This is a genomic window from Ectopseudomonas toyotomiensis, assembly GCF_900115695.1.
Lineage (GTDB): Bacteria > Pseudomonadota > Gammaproteobacteria > Pseudomonadales > Pseudomonadaceae > Aquipseudomonas > Aquipseudomonas toyotomiensis.
This window is the reverse complement of record NZ_FOXK01000008.1, coordinates 24,191-48,133: the sequence shown is the minus strand read 5'-3', so window position 1 is coordinate 48,133 and position 23,943 is coordinate 24,191. Positions and strand designations below refer to the sequence as shown.

27 protein-coding genes and 1 tRNA gene are annotated in these 23,943 nt (G+C 61.0%); 12 read left to right on the top strand and 16 right to left on the bottom strand.

Annotated elements, in window-relative coordinates:
• Positions 1-70: 70 nt before the first annotated feature.
• Positions 71-1,216 carry a PQQ-dependent sugar dehydrogenase gene (locus BM186_RS17015; protein ID WP_074916849.1) on the top strand — a complete coding sequence of 382 codons (1,146 nt, stop codon included), beginning with the start codon at positions 71-73 and terminating at the stop codon, positions 1,214-1,216.
• A gap of 214 nt (positions 1,217-1,430) precedes the next feature.
• Here the strand turns inward: BM186_RS17015 and BM186_RS17010 are convergent, their stop codons facing one another.
• Positions 1,431-1,622, bottom strand: a complete 192-nt coding sequence (locus tag BM186_RS17010) for a hypothetical protein (RefSeq protein ID WP_003462311.1) — start codon at positions 1,620-1,622, stop codon at positions 1,431-1,433.
• 240 nt (positions 1,623-1,862) lie between these two features.
• On the opposite strand from BM186_RS17010, the gene BM186_RS17005 reads away from it, so the two are divergent.
• From BM186_RS17005 to BM186_RS26380, 4 genes are all read left to right on the top strand, one after another.
• The gene (locus tag BM186_RS17005) at positions 1,863-2,705 is read left to right on the top strand and encodes a CvfB family protein (protein WP_003462310.1); all 843 of its coding nucleotides are present in this window, start codon (positions 1,863-1,865) and stop codon (positions 2,703-2,705) included.
• 54 nt (positions 2,706-2,759) lie between these two features.
• Positions 2,760-2,835 (top strand) — tRNA-Thr (locus BM186_RS17000).
• A gap of 383 nt (positions 2,836-3,218) precedes the next feature.
• Positions 3,219-3,410: a type II toxin-antitoxin system antitoxin gene (locus BM186_RS16995; RefSeq protein ID WP_074916847.1), complete on the top strand. Its 192-nt coding sequence runs from the start codon at positions 3,219-3,221 to the stop codon at positions 3,408-3,410.
• A 100-nt stretch (positions 3,411-3,510) separates the two neighbouring features.
• Entirely contained in the window at positions 3,511-4,209 is a 699-nt protein-coding gene (locus BM186_RS26380) for a DUF4124 domain-containing protein (RefSeq protein WP_139228020.1), read from the top strand.
• 51 nt (positions 4,210-4,260) lie between these two features.
• Here BM186_RS26380 and BM186_RS26375 read toward each other — a convergent pair whose 3' ends face one another.
• The 6 genes from BM186_RS26375 to BM186_RS16970 all read right to left on the bottom strand — a co-directional run bounded on the left by BM186_RS26375 (position 4,261) and on the right by BM186_RS16970 (position 10,124).
• Complete coding sequence (locus tag BM186_RS26375; protein WP_139228019.1) at positions 4,261-4,578, bottom strand: hypothetical protein; 318 nt, start codon at positions 4,576-4,578, stop codon at positions 4,261-4,263.
• Positions 4,579-4,790: 212 nt separating this feature from the next.
• Positions 4,791-7,211 (bottom strand): DUF3987 domain-containing protein, encoded by a 2,421-nt coding sequence (locus tag BM186_RS16990; protein WP_074916845.1) that lies wholly within the window; start codon positions 7,209-7,211, stop codon positions 4,791-4,793.
• A complete protein-coding gene (locus BM186_RS16985) occupies positions 7,208-7,663 on the bottom strand; it encodes a hypothetical protein (protein ID WP_074916843.1) in 456 nt (151 codons plus the stop codon). The genes BM186_RS16990 and BM186_RS16985 overlap by 4 nt, the downstream gene beginning before the upstream one ends.
• Positions 7,663-7,947 carry a helix-turn-helix domain-containing protein gene (locus tag BM186_RS16980; RefSeq protein ID WP_074916841.1) on the bottom strand — a complete coding sequence of 95 codons (285 nt, stop codon included), beginning with the start codon at positions 7,945-7,947 and terminating at the stop codon, positions 7,663-7,665. Before BM186_RS16980 ends, BM186_RS16985 begins: the two co-directional genes overlap by 1 nt.
• A 104-nt stretch (positions 7,948-8,051) precedes the next feature.
• Entirely contained in the window at positions 8,052-8,669 is a 618-nt protein-coding gene (locus BM186_RS16975; protein WP_074916839.1) for a hypothetical protein, read from the bottom strand.
• 102 nt (positions 8,670-8,771) lie between these two features.
• Positions 8,772-10,124, bottom strand: a complete 1,353-nt coding sequence (locus BM186_RS16970) for a tyrosine-type recombinase/integrase (RefSeq protein ID WP_074916837.1) — start codon at positions 10,122-10,124, stop codon at positions 8,772-8,774.
• A 346-nt stretch (positions 10,125-10,470) separates the two neighbouring features.
• On the opposite strand from BM186_RS16970, the gene BM186_RS16965 reads away from it, so the two are divergent.
• Positions 10,471-10,797, top strand: a complete 327-nt coding sequence (locus BM186_RS16965) for a hypothetical protein (RefSeq protein ID WP_074916835.1) — start codon at positions 10,471-10,473, stop codon at positions 10,795-10,797.
• A 4-nt stretch (positions 10,798-10,801) separates the two neighbouring features.
• Here the strand turns inward: BM186_RS16965 and BM186_RS16960 are convergent, their stop codons facing one another.
• Both BM186_RS16960 and BM186_RS16955 read right to left on the bottom strand, forming a co-directional pair.
• Complete coding sequence (locus BM186_RS16960; protein WP_074916834.1) at positions 10,802-11,848, bottom strand: GGDEF domain-containing protein; 1,047 nt, start codon at positions 11,846-11,848, stop codon at positions 10,802-10,804.
• A 108-nt stretch (positions 11,849-11,956) separates the two neighbouring features.
• On the bottom strand, positions 11,957-12,367 hold the full coding sequence (locus BM186_RS16955; RefSeq protein WP_074916832.1) for a GNAT family N-acetyltransferase: 411 nt from the start codon (positions 12,365-12,367) through the stop codon (positions 11,957-11,959).
• Positions 12,368-12,509: 142 nt separating this feature from the next.
• On the opposite strand from BM186_RS16955, the gene BM186_RS16950 reads away from it, so the two are divergent.
• The 3 genes from BM186_RS16950 to BM186_RS16940 are packed head-to-tail and all read left to right on the top strand — an operon-like array spanning position 12,510 to position 15,717.
• A complete protein-coding gene (locus BM186_RS16950; protein ID WP_074916830.1) occupies positions 12,510-13,298 on the top strand; it encodes a PP2C family protein-serine/threonine phosphatase in 789 nt (262 codons plus the stop codon).
• A gap of 16 nt (positions 13,299-13,314) precedes the next feature.
• Complete coding sequence (locus BM186_RS16945) at positions 13,315-14,793, top strand: serine/threonine-protein kinase (RefSeq protein ID WP_074916828.1); 1,479 nt, start codon at positions 13,315-13,317, stop codon at positions 14,791-14,793.
• 15 nt (positions 14,794-14,808) lie between these two features.
• Positions 14,809-15,717 (top strand): FHA domain-containing protein, encoded by a 909-nt coding sequence (locus BM186_RS16940; protein WP_074916826.1) that lies wholly within the window; start codon positions 14,809-14,811, stop codon positions 15,715-15,717.
• Between the two features lie 119 nt (positions 15,718-15,836).
• Here BM186_RS16940 and BM186_RS16935 read toward each other — a convergent pair whose 3' ends face one another.
• The 3 genes from BM186_RS16935 to BM186_RS16925 form a co-directional block, all read right to left on the bottom strand.
• Positions 15,837-16,166 carry a DUF2025 family protein gene (locus BM186_RS16935; RefSeq protein ID WP_072426326.1) on the bottom strand — a complete coding sequence of 110 codons (330 nt, stop codon included), beginning with the start codon at positions 16,164-16,166 and terminating at the stop codon, positions 15,837-15,839.
• A 142-nt stretch (positions 16,167-16,308) separates the two neighbouring features.
• Positions 16,309-16,716, bottom strand: a complete 408-nt coding sequence (locus BM186_RS16930; RefSeq protein WP_072426325.1) for an NUDIX hydrolase — start codon at positions 16,714-16,716, stop codon at positions 16,309-16,311.
• Positions 16,717-16,837: 121 nt separating this feature from the next.
• Positions 16,838-17,539 (bottom strand): YebC/PmpR family DNA-binding transcriptional regulator, encoded by a 702-nt coding sequence (locus BM186_RS16925; protein ID WP_017674922.1) that lies wholly within the window; start codon positions 17,537-17,539, stop codon positions 16,838-16,840.
• A gap of 511 nt (positions 17,540-18,050) precedes the next feature.
• Here BM186_RS16925 and BM186_RS16920 point away from each other — a divergent pair.
• A complete protein-coding gene (locus BM186_RS16920; protein WP_074916824.1) occupies positions 18,051-18,764 on the top strand; it encodes an NADPH-dependent F420 reductase in 714 nt (237 codons plus the stop codon).
• A 221-nt stretch (positions 18,765-18,985) separates the two neighbouring features.
• Here BM186_RS16920 and BM186_RS16915 read toward each other — a convergent pair whose 3' ends face one another.
• Positions 18,986-19,720, bottom strand: a complete 735-nt coding sequence (locus tag BM186_RS16915) for a sulfite exporter TauE/SafE family protein (protein ID WP_074916822.1) — start codon at positions 19,718-19,720, stop codon at positions 18,986-18,988.
• A 139-nt stretch (positions 19,721-19,859) separates the two neighbouring features.
• Between BM186_RS16915 and BM186_RS16910 the strand changes: the two genes are divergently transcribed.
• Positions 19,860-20,753, top strand: coding sequence for an EamA family transporter (locus BM186_RS16910; protein WP_074916821.1), 894 nt, complete (start codon positions 19,860-19,862; stop codon positions 20,751-20,753).
• Between the two features lie 70 nt (positions 20,754-20,823).
• On the opposite strand, the gene BM186_RS16905 is transcribed toward BM186_RS16910, so the two are convergent.
• The 3 genes from BM186_RS16905 to BM186_RS16895 all read right to left on the bottom strand — a co-directional run bounded on the left by BM186_RS16905 (position 20,824) and on the right by BM186_RS16895 (position 23,321).
• On the bottom strand, positions 20,824-21,363 hold the full coding sequence (locus BM186_RS16905) for a DUF1003 domain-containing protein (protein ID WP_072426321.1): 540 nt from the start codon (positions 21,361-21,363) through the stop codon (positions 20,824-20,826).
• A 72-nt stretch (positions 21,364-21,435) separates the two neighbouring features.
• Positions 21,436-22,953 (bottom strand): sensor domain-containing diguanylate cyclase, encoded by a 1,518-nt coding sequence (locus BM186_RS16900; protein ID WP_074916819.1) that lies wholly within the window; start codon positions 22,951-22,953, stop codon positions 21,436-21,438.
• Between the two features lie 86 nt (positions 22,954-23,039).
• The gene (locus BM186_RS16895; RefSeq protein ID WP_003462270.1) at positions 23,040-23,321 is read right to left on the bottom strand and encodes a peptidylprolyl isomerase; all 282 of its coding nucleotides are present in this window, start codon (positions 23,319-23,321) and stop codon (positions 23,040-23,042) included.
• Between the two features lie 167 nt (positions 23,322-23,488).
• On the opposite strand from BM186_RS16895, the gene BM186_RS16890 reads away from it, so the two are divergent.
• Positions 23,489-23,830, top strand: coding sequence for a hypothetical protein (locus BM186_RS16890; RefSeq protein ID WP_072426319.1), 342 nt, complete (start codon positions 23,489-23,491; stop codon positions 23,828-23,830).
• Positions 23,831-23,943 lie beyond the last annotated feature (113 nt).

Below are 23,943 nucleotides of genomic sequence, written 5' to 3'. Positions count from 1 at the left end.
TTTTGCGGGGCTGTCACGGCTGAGGGGCTGTTGCACTATGGCCGCCTGTCTGACGCATGGAGACGCCACGATGCCGCGCCTGAAACCCCTCGCAGCCCTCGGTCTGCTCGCCCTGTTCGGCTATCAGTACAGCCTCGCCGAAGACCGCCAACTGAGCTCCGAACTGGGGCCGCTGAACGTTCACACCGTCGCCGAAGGTCTGGCCAATCCCTGGGCCGTCGCCTTCCTGCCGGGTGGCCAGGGTTTCCTGGTCAGCGAGCGGCCAGGAGCCTTGCGCCGGGTAAGTGCCGAGGGCGAGGTTTCGCAGCCGCTGCGCGGTGTGCCCAAGGTCTTCGCCGTCGGCCAGGGCGGCTTGCTCGACGTGGTGCTGTCGCCTGACTTCGCCGAGGACCGCCTGGTCTATCTGTCCTACGCCGAGCAAGGCGACGGCGCGGCGGGTACGGCTGTCGGGCGTGGCAAGCTGTCGGCCGATGCCACGGCGCTGGAAGGCTTCGAGGTGATCTTCCGCCAGCAACCGAAGCTGTCCAGCGGCACGCACTTTGGCTCGCGGCTGGTGTTCGACCGCGATGGCCATCTGTTCATCGCCCTGGGCGACAACAACAATCGCCCCACCGCGCAGGACCTCGACAAGCTGCAGGGCAAGCTGGTGCGCATCTTCCCGGACGGGCGCATACCCGAGGACAACCCCTTCGTCAGCCGCGGTGGCGCGCGTGAGGAAATCTGGTCCTACGGCCACCGCAACCAGCAGGGCGCAGCGCTCAATCCCTGGAGCGGTCGCCTGTGGACGCACGAGCATGGCCCGCGTGGTGGTGACGAAATCAATGTGCCCGAAGCGGGCAAGAACTACGGCTGGCCACTGGCGACCCATGGCATCAACTATTCGATGCTGGCGATTCCCGAGGCCAAGGGCAAAACCGTGGCTGGTACCGAGCCGCCGCATCACGTCTGGGAAAAATCACCGGCCATCAGCGGCATGGCCTTCTACGATGCCGAGCGTTTCCCGGCCTGGCAGCACAACCTGTTCATCGGCGCACTTTCCGGCCAGGCGCTGATTCGCCTGCAGCTCGATGGCGACAAGATCGTGCATGAGGAACGTCTGCTGCAATCGCTCAACGCACGGGTACGCGACGTACGGCAGGGGCCGGACGGCTATATCTACGTGCTGACGGATGCGCCGAAAGGGCAGTTGCTGCGCCTGGGGCTGACGAGCGAGTAAAGGGTGCCTCTAAAAACGTAGGCGAGGCAGTCAGCGCAATACCGATGGCGGCCCCGCAAAAACAGGCGAAAAAGCGCAGTTTACGAGTTGTAAATGAGCATTTTGATCGGACTCGCGCACGAGCCTGTTTTTAACGCAGCGATGACAACGCAGGTAGTTTTAAGAGGTGCCCTGAGCGGGGAGGGGCTGGGTGTGCGATGCACACCCGAGGCGATCACTTCTTGCTGATGGTGATCTGGCGAGTGCCGCCGTAAGTCTGGCCGCTGACGCCCTTGGCTATCTGCTGGATCTCGCCGCCGCCCTGCAGGAAGGCAGCAATCTGCGCCTCGATGGACTCGCGGGTTTCCACGGCTGGGGCGGGTTTGCTGACTTTGCTGGAGGAGGATTTCACGCGCAGGGTGGCCATGACCTTGATCTCTTTCAGAAGGGCGGCCGGCCATTATGCCTCAAGCAGCCCCTTTCTGCTTGGTTAATCGCCCCGGTGAATACCATAAGGCTGCGCCTGGCCAGCTTTTCGCGGCAACTTATGGCTTGTTTCCCAGTCACTTACAGCACCATTCGACCGGCCGTCGATTCGCTACGACGCCGGCCCGGTCGCGGATTAACTCGGGTAGAATGGCCGGCTGTTTTGGTGAGGTGAAACGCGATGGCCTTGATTGGGCGGATGAATTCTTTGCAGGTGGTCAAGCACACCGACTTCGGTCTGTACCTGGACGGTGGTGCGGATGGCGAAATCCTCCTGCCCAAGCGCTACATCCCCAAGGACACGCCGAGCGAAGTCGATGACTGGCTCAACGTGTTTCTCTACCTCGACAGCGAAGACAAGCTGATCGCCACCACGCTGAAACCGAAGATCCAGCTCGGTGAGTTCGCCAGCCTCAAGGTGGTGGACATCAACCGCGTCGGCCTGTTCTTCGACTGGGGCCTGCCCAAGGATCTGCTGCTGCCGCATTCCGAAGAGAAGCGCCCGCTGCAGATCGGCGACTACTGCGTGATCTACCTCTACCTGGACAAACGCACCCGTCGCCTCACCGCCACCGCGCGCCTGGATCGCCACCTGGACAAGGTGCCGGCCAACTACCAGGTCGGCCAGGAAGTCGACCTGCTGGTGGTCGAACGTACCGATCTCGGTTTCAAGGCCATCATCGACGGCAAGCACTGGGGCCTGATCCACAAGAACGAGCTGTTCAAGTTCATCCGCAGCGGCATGCGCGAGAAGGGCTACATCAAGGAGCTGCGTGCCGATGGCAAGATCAGCCTGAGCCTGCAGCCCATCGGTCACGAGGCCGCCAGTGGCCTGGCCGAGCAGATCATCGAACGACTGCGTGCGCAGGGCGGTGTGCTGGCACTGGGTGACAAGAGCCCGCCGGAACTGATCTCCGAGCATTTCCGGGTCAGCAAGGGCAACTTCAAGAAGGCCATCGGCGGTCTCTACAAGCAAGGCCTGATCCGCATCCACGATGATCGCATCGAACTGCTCGACAGCTGACGTCGCAGCGACTTGAGCGCGAGCGTGGCAACTCGCATAATGCCGACGTTTCCCGCCGGTGTAGCTCAGTCGGTAGAGCAGCGCACTCGTAACGCGAAGGTCGTAGGTTCGATTCCTATCTCCGGCACCAGAAAAATCAAGGCCTGCAGCGATGTGGGCCTTTTTTGTTTTTGGTGTGGGCTATCACTGGGCTAGCGCGGTAGAAAAATCCAGCCGCCCAGCAGCAGCCTTTCTCTTGGCGAATCACTCGCCATCCCAGTGCTAAGCAGCCCTGCCTTTCGCAATCCAGCCGCGACCATTCCGCGTGTATTCAGCCTCTAAGAATCATTCCCCGGGCCTGCGAGGGTGGCTGGGGGCAGTGCGCTTGTGGGGGGTATGGCTTATCCCTTGCACGCAGAGTGAGCCAAGAAAATTTTCGGGTGTATCAATCAGTACCCGATAGCGCTCAGGAAAGCGCTTGCTTGTCATGCGAGATGCGTTACATTGCATTCACACTGTGTTACGAGGCGCTGAATGAAAACGGCAACACTGAATCTACGCATTGATCCGGTTTTGAAAGAGGCCGTGCGCATCGCAGCCAGCTTGGAGCATCGTAGCGTCGCGAATCTGGTCGAGGTGCTGATTCGCCAGCACTGCGAGCGCGTGGGGCTTTCCATTCCCGACCAGGCTGAGCTTTTCCCCCAAGAGGGCAGGGATGCGAGCTAAAGCTACTGCTGGAGGCAGGGGCGATCAGGTCGATCCTCATCACAGTATAGGGCAGCATGTTTTACGTTGAGGCGAAACCGCTAGTTTATTGGAGAACTACATGATCTTTAAGGATTTATCTATAGGTTTGTTTTTTTTGCTTTCGACTGTGGCTTTTTCTGCTAGTGCTCAGCCTGTATTTAAATGTGTAAATGCTGACGGTTCGGCCGTTTTCTCCCATGTCCCTTGCGTTAAGCCGGGCGGAAAATCTGAGTTCTTAGGTATGGGCACCTCTCCGCAGGTGCCGATTTCTCAGGTCGGGCAGATTGGGCAGGTGCCCGCAGGTATGGATTTGGATAGTAGTGCACGAGCATTGGGCTTTAGTAGCTATCAGGGTTTTTTGAATGCAAAAGATGTGTGTCTGTCTTTGCTGGAAAGAAATCCATTGACTACTAGGAATTGCGGTGCTGATACAAGTTGCTTGCAGCAAGAAGGGGCTGCGATGCAGCAGAGATACTTGGCTTTATCTAATTCAACCCCTTGGTTGAGAAATAACTGTAGCGCTGTTGTTAAGGTTTTATCAAATCCTGCTAAAGGCGGAGGTGCCGGGCCAGAATATTTGGTCGAGGGAGTATATGATGTTGATGGGGGTGATGTTTTTGTTATAAATGGCTCTAAATTTGAGGCGCAGAGTTATTGCTCTGATTTGAATGAGGGTGATTCTGTTGTTTTTATATCGGGTAGCCCTTTAGGTGCGTGCTCAAGTGCTGATGTTGTAAATGTGAGGACGGGGTCTCAGTGTAGTCTCTGGTGTGATTAGATAATTTGGTTGGCGTAAATCTTTGTTTTCACTTGGTTTTTAGTTGTTATTTTATGTTTGTTTTTTAGGGTTTTCCTGAGGGGGAGTCCAAATTCTCAGGTATCGCCCCTGCCCCTTCTTCCGTTCAAACCATACCCTTTTGCGCAGCCAGCCCGCATCAAGCAGGGTCTGGCTTAGCTCGCGTGGTGCAATCATCAGGGCGCTGGCTATCTCGTCAATTGACCAGTGCCGATGCTTGGATGCCGGGGGCAGGCTGGCAAACCAAGCATCGTGTTTTTGCCTGAGCGTTTCTGCCGGGCTGGGCGCTGCTTGTTGTTGCATGCGTTGATCGGCTACCTGCTTTAGCAGTCTTGAGGTGTATGCGGACACGGCTTTGCTCCTTCAAAAATTATTATTTGCTGGTGGTGGTTACAGGCTGGGCTTGGGTTTTTGGTCACTCACGGCCCGAGCGCTGAATGCGTGCCGGTCGCTGCAGATTGTGCAGATTCCGCTGAAAGCCCCGGAACTGCAGGGCCTTGCACTGCAGACTGATTGCAGATGAGTGCAGATTTTTGTCCGGCCCTGGCGCTGGTCTGCATACGCTAGCCTTCCTCTGCAGTGATCTGCTCGCAGTCTGCATTGCTTACCCCCGGTGTAATGGGCCTTTCAGCACTTTCTGCACAATCTGCAAGGGGCTGGGGATTAACTTCAAAATTCCGACTGTCTGCACTGCGCATCCAGCCTGATTCCAGAAGGATGCCGAGCAGCTTATCTCGCTGTTTGGCTCTGCCGCGCACCGGGCCGCTGGTGCCCAACTTGTCCCGATGCAGTGACGAAATCCCTTTGGATTTGAGCCAAGCCAGCAAGTCGAGTGCGTCCCTGTTGTCTCGGGTTTCCGTGCCACTGCCGCCCAGCCAGCGTGCCCACTCGCCAAGCGAGTGTTCGACTACTTCGCAGGCGGCGGTCATGGTCGGGCCGGTTATCTCCTGCTCGCCATTAAACAAGGCAAAGACTGCAGCGACCCTGCGGGCGTTTTCGCCGGCCCGGCTCGCAAAGGGTTTGATAGCGCCAGCGTAATCGCCGCCCCGGCTCTGCTCTGCCTCAACCCTGTTGTAAAAGTCCAGCCAGACTTTCAGGGCTTCCGCTGCCAGTGCAACCACGGGCGGCCGAACTGCGCCCATCTCGGCAACGTGTCGGGTAGTTGCTGCAATTTCTTTCATGCGCTGCCAGTAACGCTGAATGGCGGGATTTCTGTAGGCCGAGTTTTGCAGTGTTTCGGCGGTGATGAATCGGGTGCCGGCGAGCGAAGGTGCCGAGGTCAGAAGGAAGCGCGGCAGGAAGCCTTGTCCCTGCAGCAGCGAGTCATTCAGCGCCTCCCTGACGGTCACGGCCTGGGCCATCAGGTGCATAGTGAATCGGCGGTCATAGGCAATGCCGCTACTCTCGCCGGCCCGGTCGCGCTCCACCGTGCCATCGTCGTACAGCTTGACCAGTCCGCCCAGGGTTGCTGCCCGAGTTTCTGCCTGCATGCTGTGGCCACCGAGCACCCTGCCACCTTCGTCTGTGACCCAGGATGCGGCCGGCATACCTGCCACAAAGTCCTTGGCGATCTTTTCAAAGGTCGAATCGGTGTACATGGTGCGGGGATTAGCTGGCAGCCGGTTGTTGTTCTCGAAATCCTGCAAGGCTTTGCCTTTCAGTAGGCTTGCCCGGAGGCTGTGTTCTGCCGTGATGGCGGCGTGCCGGTCGCGCTCCTCTCGCTCTGCTTCCATCAATGGTTTGAAAGCCAAGCGGTAGCAAGCGCTCTTGCGGTCGCCGGAGTCGGCCAGCGCCATCTGATAAAGCGAACAGGGCATGCCATCGGGGTAATGAATGTGCGGCGCGTTGATCCGCGTTTGGGCCAGGTACGCTGCCGCTGCTATCACGCACTGCGCTGCTAGGGCTTCTGGCGCGGCAACATGCTGGGCAATGGCCTTTACGGCCTCGCGCATTACCGTTGGCAAGCTCGCTGTTGGATAGGGCGCAGGCTGTGGCTCGGTCAGCAGGGTATCCGGTGTGCGCCATGGCTTCACTGGATTGTCGGTATCCGTCCAGCCTGCTTGCCGGGCGCGGTGAAAAATGGTGCCCAGTGTGATTGCTGACGCTGGTTGGCCCGAGGTCGCGAAGCTGGCCCACTTATCCTGGCAAGCCTGCTCACTGAATTTATCGGCGCAGGTTGCCGACCATTCCAGCCAGGTGCTGTATGCCTGTTGAGGCTCTAGCGTGGATCGGTACAGCGCCAGCCCCGTCTGCCACCATGTGTCGTAATCATCGGCGCGCAGTACGGCAAGGGCGCTACGGATGCGCTCGGGATCGTCGTCTTGACCGGCGTTTAGCCTGCCTGCAGCCTCAGTGTTTAGCTCTCTTGCCCCGACAAGGTACAAATGGGGTGGCGGCGGGCCTAACTGTGGGAACTGTGGTGCCGTTGGCTGCTGCGTCGCTGGCGCTGCTTTGGGGTTGAAGGTTGTCGCTAGCCACTGGCAGCCGGCGTGCAGATCAACTAGATCAGGGACCGCGGATTGTGGCATTACCTTGCCGGTAATAAGCATGGCGCGCTTGTTCGTATAGAACTCCAGGCCGTCTGCTGTTTTGAATGACCTGCCAGCGCCATAACCCCAGATGTGAAGCCCTGTGCCGCTCATGCTGCGCTCAATCCAGCCGGGCATTTTTTGCAGGATCATGGCGGCACGCTGCTCGCGCTCGGGATTGCCGCACACTTTGTCTAAGTCAACGCAGCAGATGCCGTCACCTTCGACGATGCAGAAGCCCAAGGCGAAACAGTGGCCGGCCAGATAGCCGGCGTGCGCCGTTTCAAAGTTCAGATGTCGGGTGGTGTCGGTGTGGTTCAACCTGAGCCCTGTGCGGGGATCGACCGGCACCTTTTTTTCGGTGAAGCCGATCCAGCGCGGCAAGCGTTTCATTGTCTCGGGTACTCGGCTGTAGTCGAACTCAGCGGGTGTGGCCTGCTGCTGGGTGGGGGTCATTGCATTACCTCCGCTTGGCGCTGAATCTCTAAGGCGCGCTGTGCTGCAGCATAAAACTCCTCGCTACGGCCGGCGTGTGTATAGGCAGTTTCAACCATATGAATGGCATGGGCGGCCAGGTCTCGGTCTGTGCGAGTAGTGCCACTTTTGGCCTCATGCAGCAGCGCCAGAATTGCTTGGCCCTCAATGCTGCTCGGGTCGATGGATAGCCAAAGAGGCCTAGTGTTTGCCTGGTCGGTGTATGCCAGTACAAGGTTTAGATATGTGGTCGGCGTGTCGCCCTTCAGCTCGCGCACCCCGGCGAATCCGCCGTCAAGCAGCGCAAAGATTGCGTTTAGCAGGGGGCCATCTGCAGGCGCCCCGCATGCACAGGGCGGCAGGCAGTCAAGCAGCACCACGGGGCTAATCTGCGAGCCGAAAGCAACGCCGTCGAACAGCTGGAAGTCGTCCATTAGTTGGCCTCCCCGGTGTTGCTGGCGGTGCGGTTTGCAATAAACTCGGCTAGGTCTGAAATTCGATATTTCACCGACCGCCCGATTTTGACGTAGGGCAGGTTATAGCGACCTAGTGATCGCCAGACGGATAATGTGCTTTTCTGTACCCCAAGCACGGCGGCAGCTGACTTGTCGTCGACGTTGACGGGCGGGGTCTCTGGATTAAAGCCGAGCTGTGCGGCGATCTGTGCTGCGATCTCGGCTTTGAGCGTTGCAAGCTCTGTGGATTGGCTGGTGAGCATGGGTCTAACTCCAACGAGTGTGATTCGGAGGAGTCATGATCTGGCATTGCAGGGGTTGGTAATATTCTCAGCCGTAACGAGTACCTTAATACTCGTTACGCTCACTATGGTTTTGAGCGCGTGCGCTTTCCTTTGGGCGCACCTCCTTTACGCGCATGCAGGGGGGCATGATCTTTAATCAACTCTTTGATCCGATAAAGACCAGGTATCCTATCGCTCGGGTATTCTCGCTCCACGATGCCCTTCACCAAATGCGCAACTTCTGTAACCCTGTACTCTTCATGGGTATCGGCGTCCCAAATATCTTTGGCATGGCGCTGAAGCTCACTTCCTATGAACGCAGCCCGCTTATTTAGCTCATCGAGACCTCCAGCCATACGCTTCTTGGCTGCCTTCTTTCTATGCGCGCAAAAAGCAAGAAATCCCACCTGCATAGCAGTTTCTGTAAGAGCCTTAGCTAAGTCCTGATTAACCTCATTTTCTCTCTGCGCACATTGCGTCATATCCAAAAGGATTGTCCGCTGAGCTGCGATGGTAGCGATGTGCTCAGGAGAATAGGTGTCCAGTAAATTCTGCGCGAGTTGAGCCGCGAATTGGTCAAATTCCTCAGGGCTGGTAACTCTCACACCTGGGCTCCACTGTTTCTCAAAGTGAAAGCCAGGCTGCAAGCAAGCCTGCAAACCAAGGCGCAGCTCGGGTGTTTCCTTGTCGTCTTTGCTCACTGTTCACCCTCCTAGGCGATCCCTCTACTGAACAAATCGGCTAGCTAGGCAAGTAGAAATTTGCTTTTGCCCAGCCGATGTATGCAACTGAACTGCGCTGGCTTATTGATTGCGATTGATCGGCACCACGTCCGCTGACTGCCTGATACCTGCCGCCTCAAGCATTGCCTGGGTTGCCGTATTGACCGACTGCCGCACGGGATCAAGGTCAAGCCGTGCATAGATCGCCGTGGCTTGCTGAGTCTTGTGATTCAGGCTCTTGCCAATGATCGCCATAGACGCGCCGGTCTTGGCCTGCCAACTGCCAAGGGTGCGGCGCAAGTCGTGAATGCGCAGGTCGGTCATATCGTAGGTTGTCGGGTCAATGTTGAGCGATTCAGCAAGCAAGGTGTAACGCTTGGCCGCAGTGGCTGGTGAATGACTTAGCAGTTGCTCCGCCTGCTCGCGTTCAGCTTCGCTCATCTTTCCCGCATCCTGAATCATATCGAGCGCACGGCGAGTGCTGGCGCGTTTAAGCAGGGTGGCCCATGCCTTTTTAGGCTCGACCAAGTGGCCGGTGCGGCCCGTGCTGGGAAATACGAATGGCGAGCCATTAACCTGATTTTTGCGCTCGCTCAGTACAGCCACGGCCTCTGGTGAGAGAGTCACGTTCTGCGGTGTGCCGTTCTTGGTCAGATCCAGGCGCCAGACGCCAGCCTGCAGGTCTATGTCACGCCAAGCCATTGCTTGAACATTTGAGCGGCGTGCGCCGGTCAGCAACGACAGCAGGAAATAGTCGCTCAGGCTGGACTCTGCTATAGCTTCGTAGAGGTAGGGCAGTTCAGCTGGCAGCGCGAAGCGGTCGCGCTCTGGGGGAAGGTTCTTTTGAATGCGGGCTGCAGGGTTGGTGCCGGTGAATAGCTCCAGATCGGCGGCAAAGTTGAACAGCGACGAAACGAGGATGATGCATCGGTCGGCCTGTGTAGCGCTTTTTTTGGACACTCTGGCGTGAATGCCTTTGATTTCGGCGCGGGTTATCTGCGACAGCTTCTTGCTCTTGATCGACTCCAAGTAAAGCCGCAAGACGTCTTGATAGTCGCGCTTGGTGCGCTCGCTCAGGTGTGAGCCGTTGCGCTTCTTCTTCTCGGCAATGAACCGCTCAAACACTTCGAAAAAGCTCGGCTCTCCACGAACTGCGCGTTTCACTGCGGCGGGGTTAGCGCCGCTGGCGAACTCGCCAAGTATCTTGTGTGCCTCTGAGCGGGCTTGCTCAACCGTCATTTCAGGAAAGTTGCCCAGCTTGAGCCAGGCCATTGTCGAACCTGTGCGGCGGATTACCCAAAAGGTCTTTGAGCCAGCAGCAGTGACACGTACCGCGAGCTTGGGTGACTCGGTGTCATAGACAGTGGCCCGCTTACCTGCTTCGGGAAGTGGCAGCGCATGCAGTGCTGTTTTGGTGAACTTGAACCGATTCATTCTTGAGCCTCTGCGGTAGCGGGCTAGCGTATGGCTAGCACGGGCTATCAAAGATGATGGTGTTGAGTGATAGCCCGTAAACGAGAGACTAGCCTGAGAGTCCCATTCTGTATAGGTAGAGCATCTAAGGTGAAGCGCGGTAAAAGTTTAGACCCTCTAACTCGTAACGCGAAGGTCGTAGGTTCGATTCCTATCTCCGGCACCATTTCCAGCAAAGGGTCAGCTTCGGCTGACCCTTTGTCGTATCAGCGCTGAAAATTCCCTCGCGTTACTGTCAAAGCCGGTGTGATGATGATTTTCGGCTCAGGCGCGTGACGTCTGGCCCTGACTCGAAGGGGAGTTGCTCATGTTCATTCGCTCGCTTGTCCTGATCCTGGCGACGGCGTTCGCCAGTGCTGCGTTCGCCGATCAGCCGCAGACCATTCGCGTCATTCCCAAGAGCTACGTCAGCCCAGGGGCCAGCGGTAGCGTCTCGGGTTCGTCGAGTTATCAGCAGCACAATCTCTACGGTGGGCAGCGTCTGCCGCACGGCAGCGTGCGTCAGGAAAGCAGTTATGGCAGCTATTCCAGAGAAAGCCGTGGGGGCATCCGCCAGAGCACCGAATATCCGGGCGGGCTGATCATCGAGCGTCAGCCCGGTAGTGGCAGTTATCAGCAGCAGCGTAGCCGCTGACGCCTCAGCGGCTGTTGGTAGTCTTGCTCTGATCGTTTGAAGCGTCGGCGATCACTGCGCGATTGCGCCCCTCGCTCTTGGCGCGATACAGGCATTCATCCGCGCGCTGCAGCCAGCTCTCCCAGTGCTCGCCACTGTGCAGAATGGCGCCGCCGATGGAGACGGTCACCGCGCCGCCTGGGCTTTTGAGCTCCTGCGCCACCCAACTGAGCAGATTCTGCGCCGCGGCCTGCAGGCCCGTCAGCTCGGTGTTGGGTAGCAGCAGGAGAAACTCCTCGCCGCCAAAGCGGAACAAGCGATCTTCCTTGCGTGAGCAGCGTTTGATCAGCTCGACGAAGGCCACCAGCACCTGATCGCCGACGTGATGACCGAAGCGGTCGTTGATCTGCTTGAAGTGATCCAGATCCATCACCAGCAAGCCGTAGCTGTCGCTGTGGCGGCGATGGCTGGCCATGGCGATCTTCAGCTCTTCGTTCATCGCCCGGCGGTTGCGGGCGCCGGTCAGCGGGTCATGAATGGCCAGCGATTGCAGTTGGTCGCGCTGGTTGCGAGTGCGAAAGGCGAAGATGAAGCTGAGTACGCTGGCCATCATGCAGGTGACCAGGAACGACACCATCTGGTAGTGGCTTTCGAACACGCTGCCAGGTACCAGCAGGGCGTGGCTGACCAGGCTGACCAGCACCAGCGCAGTGGCCAGCAGGGCCTTGCCAGGGGTGACCATGAAGAAGTTGAAGAGGATCAGCGGATAGATCCAGAACAGGCCGTTGACCCCCAGGTTGATGGCGATCAGCGTGGCGCCGACAGAGAACACGGCCGCCAGGTAGATACCGGGCTTGACCGTGTCGCGGGTGACCCAAGCATAGAGCACGGCGAACAGTGTGGAAAAGACGATGACGGTGTCGGCGATACCGACCAGGTAGTTGCCGTGTAGCAGGCGGTAGACGGCATAAGGCGAGATGCCGATGACCCCGAACAGCCCCATCAGGGTGATGATCGATAGCTGGAAATCGTTGCGCAGGCGCTTCAGCAAGCGAGCGGTCTGGGTAGCCATAGCGTTTCTTTTCGTTGTTATGGAACAAGCATGCAGAGCTTTGACCGCTAATGGCAAGGGGCATTCCTGAGCAAAGTGCCAGTATTTTCGCCCAGGCCGATAGGCTGCTCAGTGGATGCGCAGCGAGACAAGCGAGTTGTTGCGCTGATAGCGGGTCAGCCGCTCGGCCAGCTCGGTCGGCAGGCTTTGACAGTCCTCGAAACCCAGGCGCTGATAGAAGCTGCGCAGCTCGGGATGACAGAACAGCCAGACGGGCTCGGGATGCAGCGCCAGGCTGTGGCCGAGCAGCGCTGCTGCCACGCCTTGGCGTCGCAGCGCAGGGGCGACGAACAGGCCGGTCAGCCACTGCCCGCCTGCTAGCGGGCGAAGGCTGAGGGCGGCGACGATCTCGCTGGCGCTTTGCGCCACCCACAGCTCATCCCCCGCCTGGCTGCGCATCGGCGAGCGGTGGTCGCGGTAGAACTTGTCGACCAGAGGTCGCAACTGCAGGGGAAGACAGCGAAAGCGCGGTGTGATCATGGGTTCAGGCGGGAAGCATCTGGCGGCTTATTTAAGCATCGCATTTTGGTTAACGGTTGCGCATTTACGGCCTTGCGGGCGGTGACAGCCCGTTCACGTCGCCGCATCATGGGTAATCGCATTTTGCTCAAGGATTCGCCGCGTGTCTCAGCCTTCCCCTGTATCCGTGGTGTTCGCTGCGCAGAGCGTTGCCGGCCAGGTACGCACGCATAACGAGGATGCCGTGGTCTGTCGTCCCGATCTGGGGTTGTGGGCGCTGGCCGATGGCATGGGCGGGCACGCGCGTGGCGAGGTGGCCAGTGCCCTGGCGCTGGAGGAAGTGGTGGGTGCCGTGCAACAGGGCGAGGAGCTATTTGCAGCGGTGCATGCCGCCCATCTGGCAATCATAGCGGCGGCGCAGCCTGGTGCGGGCGAGGCCGGCATGGGCAGCACCCTGGTTGCCGTGCGCCAGGACGGGGATGAATTCGAGCTGGCCTGGGTCGGCGACAGCCGCGCCTATCGCATCGGTAGCGAACATATCGAGCAGCTCAGTCACGACCACAGCTGGGTCCAGGCCATGGTCGACGTTGGCCGGATGAGCGCCGAGGAGGCGCGCGAGCACCCGCGCCGCAACGTGATTCTGCAGTGCCTGGGGCAGGTCGGGCAGGCGCCTGAAGTCGGTCTGCTGCGGGTCCGACTGGCGCCGGACGAACTGCTGCTGCTGTGCAGTGACGGGCTGACCAACGAGCTGGACGATGCTGCCATCCAGCGCTGTTGCGCCGAAGCGGACACGCTGGAGGCGATGGTCGAGCAACTGGTGGGGCTGGCAAATAGCCATGGCGGCAGAGACAATATCAGCTGCATCGTCCTGGGCCTTGGCCCGACGACCGAACCCCGCGAAGTGCCGATCCCCGGTCTGCTGCGCAAGCTGTTCAAATCCCTTCAACCCTGAGCGCCAGTCGAGCCGCATGAGTCAGCCTTCCATCAGCGTACCCGGTTACAGCATTCATCACCGCCTGGGCAAAGGCGGCATGGCCGAGGTCTATCTGGCTACCGAGCAGGCGTTGCAGCGCCAGGTGGCGCTCAAGGTGCTGCTGCACCGCGAGGACGCAGCCTTCACCCAGCGCTTTATCAAGGAAGGCCATACCGTCGCCTCCCTGCAGCATCCTTCGATCATCACCATCTACCGTATCGACCAACTGGACGACGGCCGCCATTTTCTCGCCATGGAGTATCTGGCGGGCGGTGATCTGGCCCAGTACAAGGGGCAGCGCCTGGAGCCGGCGCGTGCGCTGCGTATCGTCCGGCAGATTGCCAGCGCCCTGGCACTGGTGCACGACAAGGGCCTGGTGCACCGCGACATCAAGCCCGGCAACATCCTCTTTCGTGACGATGGCACCGCCGTGCTCAGCGACTTTGGCGTGGCCAAGCAGCTGCTGCTCGACAGCGAACTGACCCAGTCTGGCATCGCCGTCGGCAGCCCGGCCTACAGCAGCCCCGAGCAGGCGCAGTGTCAGGCGCTGGACGCGCGCAGCGACATCTACAGCCTGGGCGTGATCCTGCTGGAGATGCTCAGCGGGCATAACCCCTTTCGCGGCGGCAACTACACCCAGACCCTGATGAATCAATTGCAGCTAGAGGCGCCGCCGCTTCCGGAGTCGCTGGGCGAGCTGCAATGGCTACTCGACCGCATGCTGGCCAAGGACCCGGAAGATCGCTTCGCCGACTGCCACGTGCTGCTGGCCAGCCTCGATGAGCTGCAGGACGCCGATCAGGACCAGACCCGTCTGAGCCCGGCCGTCAGCCTGCCGCCTCGTCCCTCCCGGCGGCGCTGGCTGCCCTGGGCCGTGCTTGGCCTGCTATTGCTAGCCGTGGGGAGCACAGGTGGCTACTACTGGCAGCTGCAGCAGCGCATCGCCGGGTTGCTCGCCCTGGCTGAAACGCGTTTGAGCGAGGGGCACCTGCTGACCCCTGCGCAGGACAACGCCGACTACTATTTTCGCCAGACGCTGGCCCTGGACGAGGACAACCAGCAGGCCAACGACGGTTTGCAGCGCGTGCTGCAGGCACGTATCCAGCAATATCTCGACCTGGCCGAGCAACGCCTCGCCGAGGGCTTGCTGATCCTGCCGGAAGACGACAGCGCGGTGCATTACTTCCGCCAAGTGCTTGGCTGGGAACCGGACAACCTGCTGGCCCTGGCTGGCATCAACCGGGTGGCGCAGCGTTTCATCGAACAGAGCGAGGCCGCCTATGCGCGGCGTGAATACAACCTGGCGCTGGAACAGATCAAGCAAGGCCTCGAGGCCGAGCCCGACAACGAACGGCTGCTGGCCCTTTATGACAGCCACGAACAGCGCGTGCGTCAGGCGGCGAGCCGCCCACGCAGCGCGCAGCCGGCCCAGCAGAACCCGATCAAGCGCTTGCTGAACAACCTATTCGACTGACCCGAGGCGACCACGATGCTCAGACTGCAGTTTCTGGATAACCGCCAAGCGCCGGTCTGGCTGACCGACGAACGCCTCACCATCGGTCAGGACAGCCGCAACCAACTGGTGCTTGGCGATGCCGGAATCGCCAGCTTCCACGCCGAGATCCGCCAGGATCACGGCTACTACTACCTGAGTGATGCCGGTCAGGGCGCCACCTGGGTCAACGACCAGCGTGTCGGTACACGCTTTCAGCTGCGCGATGGTGATCGCCTGCGCCTGGGTGTCGTCGAGCTGCAGCTGATCGACCCGGCGAAAAGCGCTGCCCGGCCCGAGGCTGCTGCGCCGCGCTGGTTTCTGCAGGTGATTCAGGGCGAACACCAGGGGCGCAAGTTTCATATCCACGGCTCGATGACCTTCGGTCGTTCGAGCAAGTGCGAGCTGTGCTTCAGCGATCTGGAACTGTCGCGCCGGCATTGCGAGTTCTTTCTCAAGGACGACGTGCTGGAGGTCAAGGACCTTGCCTCGGCCAACGGTGTACTGGTCAACCAGCAGAAGGTCAGGACCGCCGTATTGCAACCTGGCGATCAGTTGAAGATGGGCACGGTGACGCTGCTGGTGATCGGGCCGAAGGTGAACGTGAGCGATGCGCCCGACGAGGATGCCACCCAGTTCATGCGCGTGGCGGACCTGCCGCCTGCGCTGGCTGCCAAGGTGGCTGGCGGTGGCGCCACGCAGATCGCCCCGGTGCCGCAGGTAGCAGCGCGTGCCAGCGCCAAGGCAGCGCCGGCGGCTGCCAATCCGCTGCGTGCGGCTCAGGCCAAACCCGCGCCCGTTGCCGCGCCACCGGCGAACAGTGCGGGCAAGCTGTGGCTGGGCGGAGTCGTATTGCTGCTGATCGGCGTGGGTCTTGGCGCCGTCTCGATGCGCTTATTGGGTTGAGGTATACGCGGGTTGGTGCGCACGGCGCACCCTACGGGTAGTTGCCGTACGGTGACGTTTGACGCGACTCTGCCGTAGGGTGCGCCGTGCGCACCGAATGCCCCGAAACTGGCTGAATCTCAGGCCGGTGTCAGGCGCCGCCGCTCCGCACGGATCTCCGGCAAATCGCTGCGGCGCAGATAGACGCGCAGTGGTTCACTGAGGTTGACCCGGTCATCGATGCGCTGTTCCTGTAGCCAGGCCAGACGCTGGCGATCCAGGCGCATCAGCTCACCGTCGTCAGCGTGCCAGACGTATTCGCAAGTGGGCGTGATGGTGTCGGCCGGTACGTCGAGGCCGAAGCTGTCCTCGGAAAAACGCAGCAGGTACTGCTCGGTCTTGGCGTTGTAGCCGACGAAGCCCTGCAACTGGTCGGCGGCCTGGCAGATCTGGGCGGACGTGATACTCATGGCAAACCTCGTTTCCTGTGGGGTTTGCAGGCAAGGCGAATGGTTCTGTTTATCGGCGCAGCCTAATCGCTGGAGTTGTCACCCGCGTTGTCGTGGATCAAGAAACTGCCGGGAGCGGTTTTTGATGCCGCTGGCGACGGTCCTACAGGGACGGCAGGCGTTGCAGAGCCGGCAGCACCTGTTCACGTAGCAGCGGTGCCAGGTCATCGGGCAGGGGCTGGTTGGTGTCGAGCCAGCGCAGCTCTTCCAACTCGGCGGCCGGCTGCACCGTGTGGGGCAGGGCGGCGCGATAGATGTCTGCCTGCACCCAGGTATCGGCCTCGTTGGCCGCGGGCGCCTGGAACTGGCCGAGCGGTTGCAGGGCGTCTGCGCCCAGTTGTAATTCGAGCTCTTCGAGTAGTTCACGCTCGAGCGCCGACAGCGCGTCTTCGCCCGCTTCACGTTTGCCGCCGGGCAGCATGAAGAAACGAGTGTTGCGCTTGCGCACTAGTAGCAGGCGGCCTCGTTCGTCGAACAGGCAGGCAGCGGCGATATGCAGGGTGGTGATCATGGAAAAGAGGCCCGGTCAGGGCGCCCGTGGCGCCTTGGAAGCTTTTTACGATCTAGCGAGCTAGAGCCGGGCCTGTTTTAAACAACGCCCGGCCGACGCGCAGCAGATCGTAAACAGGTTCTCAGCCAGCGAGGCCGACATAGACGTTCTGCACGTCATCATGGCCGTCGATGGCCTCGAGGAAGGCTTCGACTTCTTCCATCTGCTCCGGCGTCAGGCTGCTTACCGGGTTTTTTGGACGGTAGCCGAGCTTGGCCGAGTTGACGGTGAAACCCTGCTCCGGCAGCGCCTTGCACACGGCGTCGAGGTCGGTCGGGTCGGTGATGAACAGGGTCGAGCCCTCGTCATCGGGTACGAAGTCCTGGGCGCCGGCTTCGATGGCGGCCAGTTCCGGGTCGGCGCCCTCTTCGGTGGTGGCTTCGATCAGGCCAACGTGGTCGAAGTCCCAACTGACCGAGCCGGAGGCGCCGAGCTGGCCCTTGCGGAACAGCACGCGAATCTCGGCGACGGTGCGGTTGACGTTGTCGGTCAGGCACTCGACGATCACCGGCACCTGATGCGGGGCGAAACCCTCGTACTGGGTACGCTCGTAGTTGACCACTTCACCGGACAGCCCCGCGCCTTTCTTGATGGCGCGATCCAGGGTGTCCTTGGGCATCGAGGCTTTCTTGGCCTGGTGCACGGCCAGGCGCAGCTTGGGGTTCATGTCCGGGTCAGCGCCGTTACGCGCGGCGAGCATGATTTCCTTCACCAGCTTGCCGAAGATCTTGCCTCGGGCATTGGCGGCGGCTTCTTTGGGTTTGGCTTTCCACTGGGCGCCCATCTGGGGTCTCCTGGCCGATAGGTGAAATGGTATCGCGGCGCGCAGGGGCGGCCGGACGATCACTTAGGCTGCGGATTCTAGTGCCTTGCGGCGCCGGCGGCACGCGCAATTTCCCGGATGGTGTTTTTGCGTCAGGGGAGTGCCGACGCAGCGAGGCTGCGCCGGCATGCCGGGGCTCAGGCGGTCGGCGAGTGACTGCCGAGCAGGGTCTGGCCGTGCTTCTTCTCGCGCTTGGCCATGCGTTTCTCGTGCGCCGTTTTCAGCGGCTTCTTCTTGCCTTCTTTGTGTGAATCCATGCTTTTGCTCATGATCGTGTCTCCGGGAAGTAGGTCATTGACTGGGGGGATGGGTTCGGGTCACTGCCACCTCCTCGGCTCCTGTAGCCGACTGCAATGCGGTATCGCCTTTCAAGCATAGCTGGCGGGCAACACCCTGTTGCGAATCGTTGCTCGTCACTGTGTCTGGTTTTTCTATGCTTGCTCTTCGTCGCCACTCGCTCGAGGAACTCAGCATGCCCCGTTTACTTCACCGTTTCGCCGCCGCGCTCGGCCTGCTTGTGCTGCTGGGTGGCGCCCCGGCACTGGTGCAGGCGGAAGCCTTGCGTATCGGCATCATCGGCACTGGCAACATCGGCAGCGCGCTGGCGCGGCTGTGGGTCGAAGCCGGGCACGAGGTGATGATTTCCTCGCGCAATCCCGAACGTCTGCAGCCGCTGGCCGATGAGCTGGGCGAGCGTGCCCGCGTCGGCACCCCGCGTGAGGCGGCGGCCTTTGGCGAGGTGATCATGTTGGCGGTGCCCTATGGCGCGACGCCGCAGGTCGGCCGCGACTACGCCACTGAGTTGGCCGGCAAGGTGGTGCTGGACGCCGGTAATCCACGACCCGGTCGCGATGGTCCGATGGCCGAGGCGGCGGTCGAGATGGGCGCCGGGTTGGCCTCGCAGCAGTTTCTGCCAGGCGTGCGCCTGGTGCGCGCGTTCAACGCCATTTCCGCGCACAACCTGCGCAGCCAGGCCCATCGTAGCGGCGAGAAACTGGCCATCCCGCTGGCCGCGGATGACGAGGCGGCGCTGCAGGTGGCAGCGCGTCTGGTGACCGATGCCGGCTTCGATCCGGTGATCGTCGGGCCGCTGGCCAGCGCCAAGTCCTTCGATTTCAACAGCGGCGTGTCGGCGCGCATGCCCACTGCGCGTGAGTTACGCGAACTGCTGGGGTTGCAGCCTTAGGCATTGTACGAAAGGTGCCTGCGCTCGGTGATGCTGCGTTGAACCCCCTCTCAGCAAGCCGCTTGCGGCTAACGCGCTTCAGCGCGGCCCGGAGGGCGAGCGAAGCGAGTTATGCTCATTTACAACACGTAAACTCGCATGCGAGCCCAGTGCGTTCTTCGAGGGGTTTCGCCTTGCCTGACCATCGCTCGATGACTTTTCGTACAAAGCCTTAGCAGGCGTCAGAGGTAACGCCAGATCAGCTGCACACCCGCCATGAGAATGCCCAGCCGCGCGATACGGTAGAACCACAGGTGGTTGACTCGTGACTGCAGCCACAGGCCGCTCCAAACGCCCAGCGGGACGATGGGCGCGAGCATCAGGCTCAGCAGCAGATTGTCCTGGGTGAACTGGCCCAGCGCCGCGTAGGGGAACAGCTTGGCGGCGTTGGTCAGCAGGAAGAACAGGTTGATGGTGGCGACGAAGCGCACCTTGTCCAGCTGCTGCGGCAGCAGGTGCATCATCACCGGCGGGCCGCCAGCGTGGGCGACGAAGCTGGTGAAGCCGGCCAGGCTCGACAGCAGTGTGCCGCGCCCCCTTTGCAGTGGGCGTGGCGCCTGGTTGCCAAGCACCAGACCGAGCCCGACGAAGGTGATGGCGATGGCGCCGATCAGCAGGCCGATGGCGCGCTCGTCGAACAAACCGAAGGTCATCGAGCCGATGGCGATACCGATCACCGCGCCCGGCAGCATGACCTTGAGGTTGGCCATATCCCACTTGCCCCAGTAGGCCTTCAGGCCCACCACATCGGCCAGACAGAGAATCGGCAGCATGACCGCCACCGCCTGTTTCGGCGAAGTGGCCAGGGCCAGCAACGGCACGGCGATGCCGCCCAGGGCGCCGCCAAAGCCACCCTTGGACAGCCCGGTGAGAAACACCGCGGGCAAGGCGAACAGAAGGAAATCGTGCAGAGTCATGGGCTTGGCGTAACGCTACAAAAGCGCGCAGGTTAGCAGCCGCCAGTGTCTGTGTGGCTTTTTTCCTCGGCCTCTGTGTCTGTCTGCTGCGGGGCGAGGCTGCTCTAATGCCGGCTCACTCAACCCGAGGTTCGTGCTCATGACACCCAAGGATCTGCTGCTGGCGCTGCTGGTGATCGTCGTCTGGGGGTTGAACTTCGTGGTGATCAAGGTCGGCCTGCACGGCATGCCGCCTATGCTGATGGGCGCCCTGCGCTTCATGCTCGCGGCCTTTCCGGCGATTCTCTTCGTGCGTCGCCCGCAGGTGCCGCTGCGCTGGATGCTGGCCTATGGCATGACCATTTCAGTGGGGCAGTTCGCCTTTCTCTTCTATGCCATGTACGTCGGCATGCCGGCCGGCCTGGCGTCGCTGGTGCTGCAGTCGCAGGCGTTCTTCACCCTGTTCTTCGCCGCGCTGTTTCTCGGTGAGCGGCTGCGCGGCAGCAACCTGTTCGGCCTGCTGGTGGCAGCCAGCGGCCTGGTGTTGATCGGCTTGCAGGGCGGGCAGGCGATGACTCTGGCGGGCTTCGCCCTGACCATTGCGGCGGCCTCGATGTGGGCGCTGGGCAATGTGGTCACCCGCAAGCTGGGCAAGGTCAATCTGGTCGGCCTGGTGGTCTGGGGCAGCCTGATACCGCCGCTGCCATTTCTGGCCCTGTCGCTGTGGCTGGAAGGGCCGGAGCTGATCAGCCAGTCGCTGCGTACCTTCAGCCTGGACTCGCTGCTGGTGCTGGCCTACCTGGCATTCGGCGCCACCATTCTCGGTTACGGGCTCTGGAGCCGACTGCTGTCGCGCTATCCGGCCAGCCAGGTGGCGCCGTTCTCGCTGCTGGTGCCGGTGGTGGGCATCAGCTCCTCGGCGCTGCTGCTGGGCGAACGTCTCGGCAGCTTGCAGATGGTCGGCGCGGCGCTGGTCATGGCCGGGCTGCTGATCAACGTCTGGGGCGGGCGTCTGCTCGATGGTTGGCGTCGACGCGAGGCGACGCTGCCGTAGGGCGCTTCCTGAATCGTGATCCGATACTGCCGACGCCCTGGTGCACACGGCGCACCCTGCAACAACTGCCTCAGTCTTGCGGGCGTTGTTCCGGCAGGCGTTCGAGGATCTGATCCAGGCGTTGCTGGATGCGTTGGTCGATCTTCTCGTGCAGGCGCATGATTTCCAGTTCGGCGCGCAGGTTCACCTCGAAGTCCAGGCGTGCAGCCAGACGATCCTTCGTCGCCTGGCGGTTCTGGCTCATCATGATGATCGGCGCCTGGATGGCCGCCAAGGTCGACAGCATCAGGTTGAGAAAGATGTAAGGGTAGGGGTCGAAGGTCATGCCGAAGTGCGACAGCACGTCAGTGTTGAGCAGCATCCAGCCGAGCATGGTCAGCGAAAAACAGATGATGAAGGTCCAGGAGCCACCGACTGCGGCGACCTTGTCCGACAGCCGCTCGCCGAAGGACGACTGCTCATCCGAGGCATCGGCGACGTCACGGCTGATGGGGCGGCGCTGGCGAATCTGTTCGAGCACATGGCTTTCTTCCGGCTCGAGCTCGTGGATTGCCTTGCCAAGCAGGTTCTGGGCGAGGTGTTGCAGCGGGTGCTGGGTGCTGTTGCTCATTGTGGCCATTCATCCGAGGCAGAGACGTCGAAGCGATGCTGAACCGCTTCACGAGCCTTGTCACCTCTGCCGTCAAGCATGCACTCCAGTACTTTCCAGTCGATTTCGGCCATTGTTCTTGGCTCGATAAAGCGCTTGATCGGCCGCCTCGATAAGCGCCAGTGCCTGCCTCATGCTGTCCCGCTGATCCGCCGTCAGGTTGGCCACGCCGGCACTCACCGTGATCCTCGTGAAGGGACTTGCCTGGTGCTCCAGGTCGCGCTGTTCCAGGCTCTGCATGAAGCTTTTGGCGACGGCTTCAGCCCCTTCAAGTGTGGTGTTCGGCAGGATCACTGCCAGCTCCTCGCCGCCATAACGGGCGGCCAGATCGCCGGGCCGGCGTACGCACTGCTTGAGCACCTCTGCCACGGCTCGCAGGCAGTCATCACCAGCTACATGACCGTAGTGGTCGTTGTAACGCTTGAACATATCGATATCGAACAGCAGCAGTGACAGGGAGGAGCCGCGACGCTGCGCGCGGCGAATTTCCATTTCCAGGGTCTGGTCGAAGCTGCGGCGGTTGGCCAGGTCGGTCAGGCCATCCTGTGAGGCGAGAACCTCCAGCCGGGCGTTGGCATCAAGGAGTTCCTCGCGGGCGTTGAGCAGTTGCGCCTCGGCGCGCGAACGACGGCGGATATCGACGATCAGGTATTGGCCAATGATGCTCACGGCAGCCAGCAACAGCATGATCAGCGCGGTGAACAGCTCGGCGTTGCGGCGCCAGGCTGCCAAGGCGTCGTCGCGGCCAAGTGCGACGATGGTGATCAGCGGCAGGCGATCATTGCGGCGGAAGGCATATACACGCTCGACACCATCGATGCGGGAGGTCTGTACGCTGGTGCCTTCACGGTGTTCGCGCAGCTGTTGCAGGATGGGTGAGTCGGACCAGTCCAGGCCGACATCCTGCTCACGAAATGGCTGGCGAAACAGCAGTTTGGCGTCGCCGGTGGAGAGGCTCATCGAGCCGTGTTTGCCGAGATCCAGGCTGCCGAAGAAGCTCAGAAAGTGCTCGACGCCCAGCGTCACGGCTACCACGCCGGCGAAACGACCCTCACCGTCGTTCAGGCGACGGCTGACGGTGAAGACCCAGTCACCGGTAATACGGCTCTTGATGGTGGGGCCGATGAAAGTGCCGGTGGAAGGATCGTTGCGGTGATGGATGAAGAATGCGCGATCGGCAGCGTTGAGATTGTGTCCTGGCGGCAGGGTCGATGCCAGCAGGCGGTTGCCCTGCTCGTCGTAGATGACGATGGCATTGGCCAACCCAAGCACTTCACTCTGTTGCTGCAGCAGTGCCTGCAGGCGTTCTTGTTCGTGCACGGCCAGACCGCTGTATTGCATGCGCTCGGCCAAGTCGATCAGCACCAGTTCCGACTGGCGAATGACCCCTTCCGTGTAGTTGTCCAGCGCCTGGGCCAGGTTGAGGTTGGCCACGTTCAGCTCTTGCAGTGCGCGTTCACGCGAGAACCAGACCTGCCAGGCGGTCAGCAACGCCAGCGACAGGCAGATGAATACCAGGAGGATGGACGCGAGCCGAATACCACGTTTCATGGTGAAACCCAGAGCCCTACTACAGGGTGCTGAAAAGGCTTGGGAAAACAGAAGGGCCGCACTGGCGGCCCTTCCGTAGCGAACGATCAGTCCTGACGGCTGGTGACTTCCAGCAGGTGATAACCGAACTGGGTCTTCACCGGGCCCTGCACCACGCCGACCGGCGCGCTGAAGACCACGGTGTCGAATTCCTTGACCATCTGACCGGGGCCGAACGAGCCCAGGTCGCCGCCGCTGCGGCCGGACGGGCAGGAGGAATTGTCTTTGGCCAGTTGGGCGAAGTCGGCCCCACCTTCGATGGCGGCTTTCAGTTCGTTGCACTTGTCTTCGCTGGCAACCAGGATGTGGCGGGCAGTGGCGCGGGCCATGGGAGTACCTCCTATCAATGAAGGTGCAGAGCCTAGCGCAATCGCCTCGACAAGCAAACGGTCGGCCGTTCGTCCATTCGTCAGGAGTCGCCTCGGCGTCTGGCTTGTCCCATCTTCTGTAAGTGGGCATATGCCTTGAACTCGGGTTTCACTGAGGAGGCTTGCAGATGAACACCCTGAGCATCGACGGTTGGCGCAAGGCCGACAATGACAGCAAATCCATACCCATCGGGACCCTGCAGTTCCATGTCAGCGAGGCCGAGCACCTGCGCCTTGAGCAGGCCGAGGAGCAGCTGCAACGCAGCGGGCTCAGAGACACGATGATCGACGCCGACATGCAGACACTGGAGTTGGTCATGCCCGACGGCTTCGGCCCGCTGAGCGAATGCAAATGGCGCGTGTACCTTGGCGGCGAGGAGGGGCGTGGCCAGTTTCATCTGGTCGGTTACAGCGCCGAAGATGGCTGCCTGATCTACAGCAATGCGGTAATGGTCGATCTGCTGGGGTGACTGGCACAGGCAAAACCTTGCCCCGCGGTGGCAAGTCACTGCCGCGAACGTGTGTGCAAGCCGCGTAGAGACTGGCCTGCAGCGACTGGCCCGGAATCTGCTTCGCATGAGGC

Excerpts from the sequence above, each read along its gene's own strand:
- BM186_RS17015 (WP_074916849.1), top strand. The coding sequence starts at position 71 with ATGCCGCGCCTGAAACCCCTCGCAGCCCTCGGTCTGCTCGCCCTGTTC.
- BM186_RS17010 (WP_003462311.1), bottom strand. The coding sequence starts at position 1,622 with ATGGCCACCCTGCGCGTGAAATCCTCCTCCAGCAAAGTCAGCAAACCC.
- BM186_RS17005 (WP_003462310.1), top strand. The coding sequence starts at position 1,863 with ATGGCCTTGATTGGGCGGATGAATTCTTTGCAGGTGGTCAAGCACACC.
- BM186_RS16995 (WP_074916847.1), top strand. The coding sequence starts at position 3,219 with ATGAAAACGGCAACACTGAATCTACGCATTGATCCGGTTTTGAAAGAG.
- BM186_RS26380 (WP_139228020.1), top strand. The coding sequence starts at position 3,511 with ATGATCTTTAAGGATTTATCTATAGGTTTGTTTTTTTTGCTTTCGACT.
- BM186_RS16990 (WP_074916845.1), bottom strand. The coding sequence starts at position 7,211 with ATGACCCCCACCCAGCAGCAGGCCACACCCGCTGAGTTCGACTACAGC.
- BM186_RS16985 (WP_074916843.1), bottom strand. The coding sequence starts at position 7,663 with ATGGACGACTTCCAGCTGTTCGACGGCGTTGCTTTCGGCTCGCAGATT.
- BM186_RS16980 (WP_074916841.1), bottom strand. The coding sequence starts at position 7,947 with ATGCTCACCAGCCAATCCACAGAGCTTGCAACGCTCAAAGCCGAGATC.
- BM186_RS16970 (WP_074916837.1), bottom strand. The coding sequence starts at position 10,124 with ATGAATCGGTTCAAGTTCACCAAAACAGCACTGCATGCGCTGCCACTT.
- BM186_RS16965 (WP_074916835.1), top strand. The coding sequence starts at position 10,471 with ATGTTCATTCGCTCGCTTGTCCTGATCCTGGCGACGGCGTTCGCCAGT.
- BM186_RS16960 (WP_074916834.1), bottom strand. The coding sequence starts at position 11,848 with ATGGCTACCCAGACCGCTCGCTTGCTGAAGCGCCTGCGCAACGATTTC.
- BM186_RS16955 (WP_074916832.1), bottom strand. The coding sequence starts at position 12,367 with ATGATCACACCGCGCTTTCGCTGTCTTCCCCTGCAGTTGCGACCTCTG.
- BM186_RS16945 (WP_074916828.1), top strand. The coding sequence starts at position 13,315 with ATGAGTCAGCCTTCCATCAGCGTACCCGGTTACAGCATTCATCACCGC.
- BM186_RS16940 (WP_074916826.1), top strand. The coding sequence starts at position 14,809 with ATGCTCAGACTGCAGTTTCTGGATAACCGCCAAGCGCCGGTCTGGCTG.
- BM186_RS16935 (WP_072426326.1), bottom strand. The coding sequence starts at position 16,166 with ATGAGTATCACGTCCGCCCAGATCTGCCAGGCCGCCGACCAGTTGCAG.
- BM186_RS16930 (WP_072426325.1), bottom strand. The coding sequence starts at position 16,716 with ATGATCACCACCCTGCATATCGCCGCTGCCTGCCTGTTCGACGAACGA.
- BM186_RS16925 (WP_017674922.1), bottom strand. The coding sequence starts at position 17,539 with ATGGGCGCCCAGTGGAAAGCCAAACCCAAAGAAGCCGCCGCCAATGCC.
- BM186_RS16920 (WP_074916824.1), top strand. The coding sequence starts at position 18,051 with ATGCCCCGTTTACTTCACCGTTTCGCCGCCGCGCTCGGCCTGCTTGTG.
- BM186_RS16915 (WP_074916822.1), bottom strand. The coding sequence starts at position 19,720 with ATGACTCTGCACGATTTCCTTCTGTTCGCCTTGCCCGCGGTGTTTCTC.
- BM186_RS16910 (WP_074916821.1), top strand. The coding sequence starts at position 19,860 with ATGACACCCAAGGATCTGCTGCTGGCGCTGCTGGTGATCGTCGTCTGG.
- BM186_RS16905 (WP_072426321.1), bottom strand. The coding sequence starts at position 21,363 with ATGAGCAACAGCACCCAGCACCCGCTGCAACACCTCGCCCAGAACCTG.
- BM186_RS16900 (WP_074916819.1), bottom strand. The coding sequence starts at position 22,953 with ATGAAACGTGGTATTCGGCTCGCGTCCATCCTCCTGGTATTCATCTGC.
- BM186_RS16895 (WP_003462270.1), bottom strand. The coding sequence starts at position 23,321 with ATGGCCCGCGCCACTGCCCGCCACATCCTGGTTGCCAGCGAAGACAAG.
- BM186_RS16890 (WP_072426319.1), top strand. The coding sequence starts at position 23,489 with ATGAACACCCTGAGCATCGACGGTTGGCGCAAGGCCGACAATGACAGC.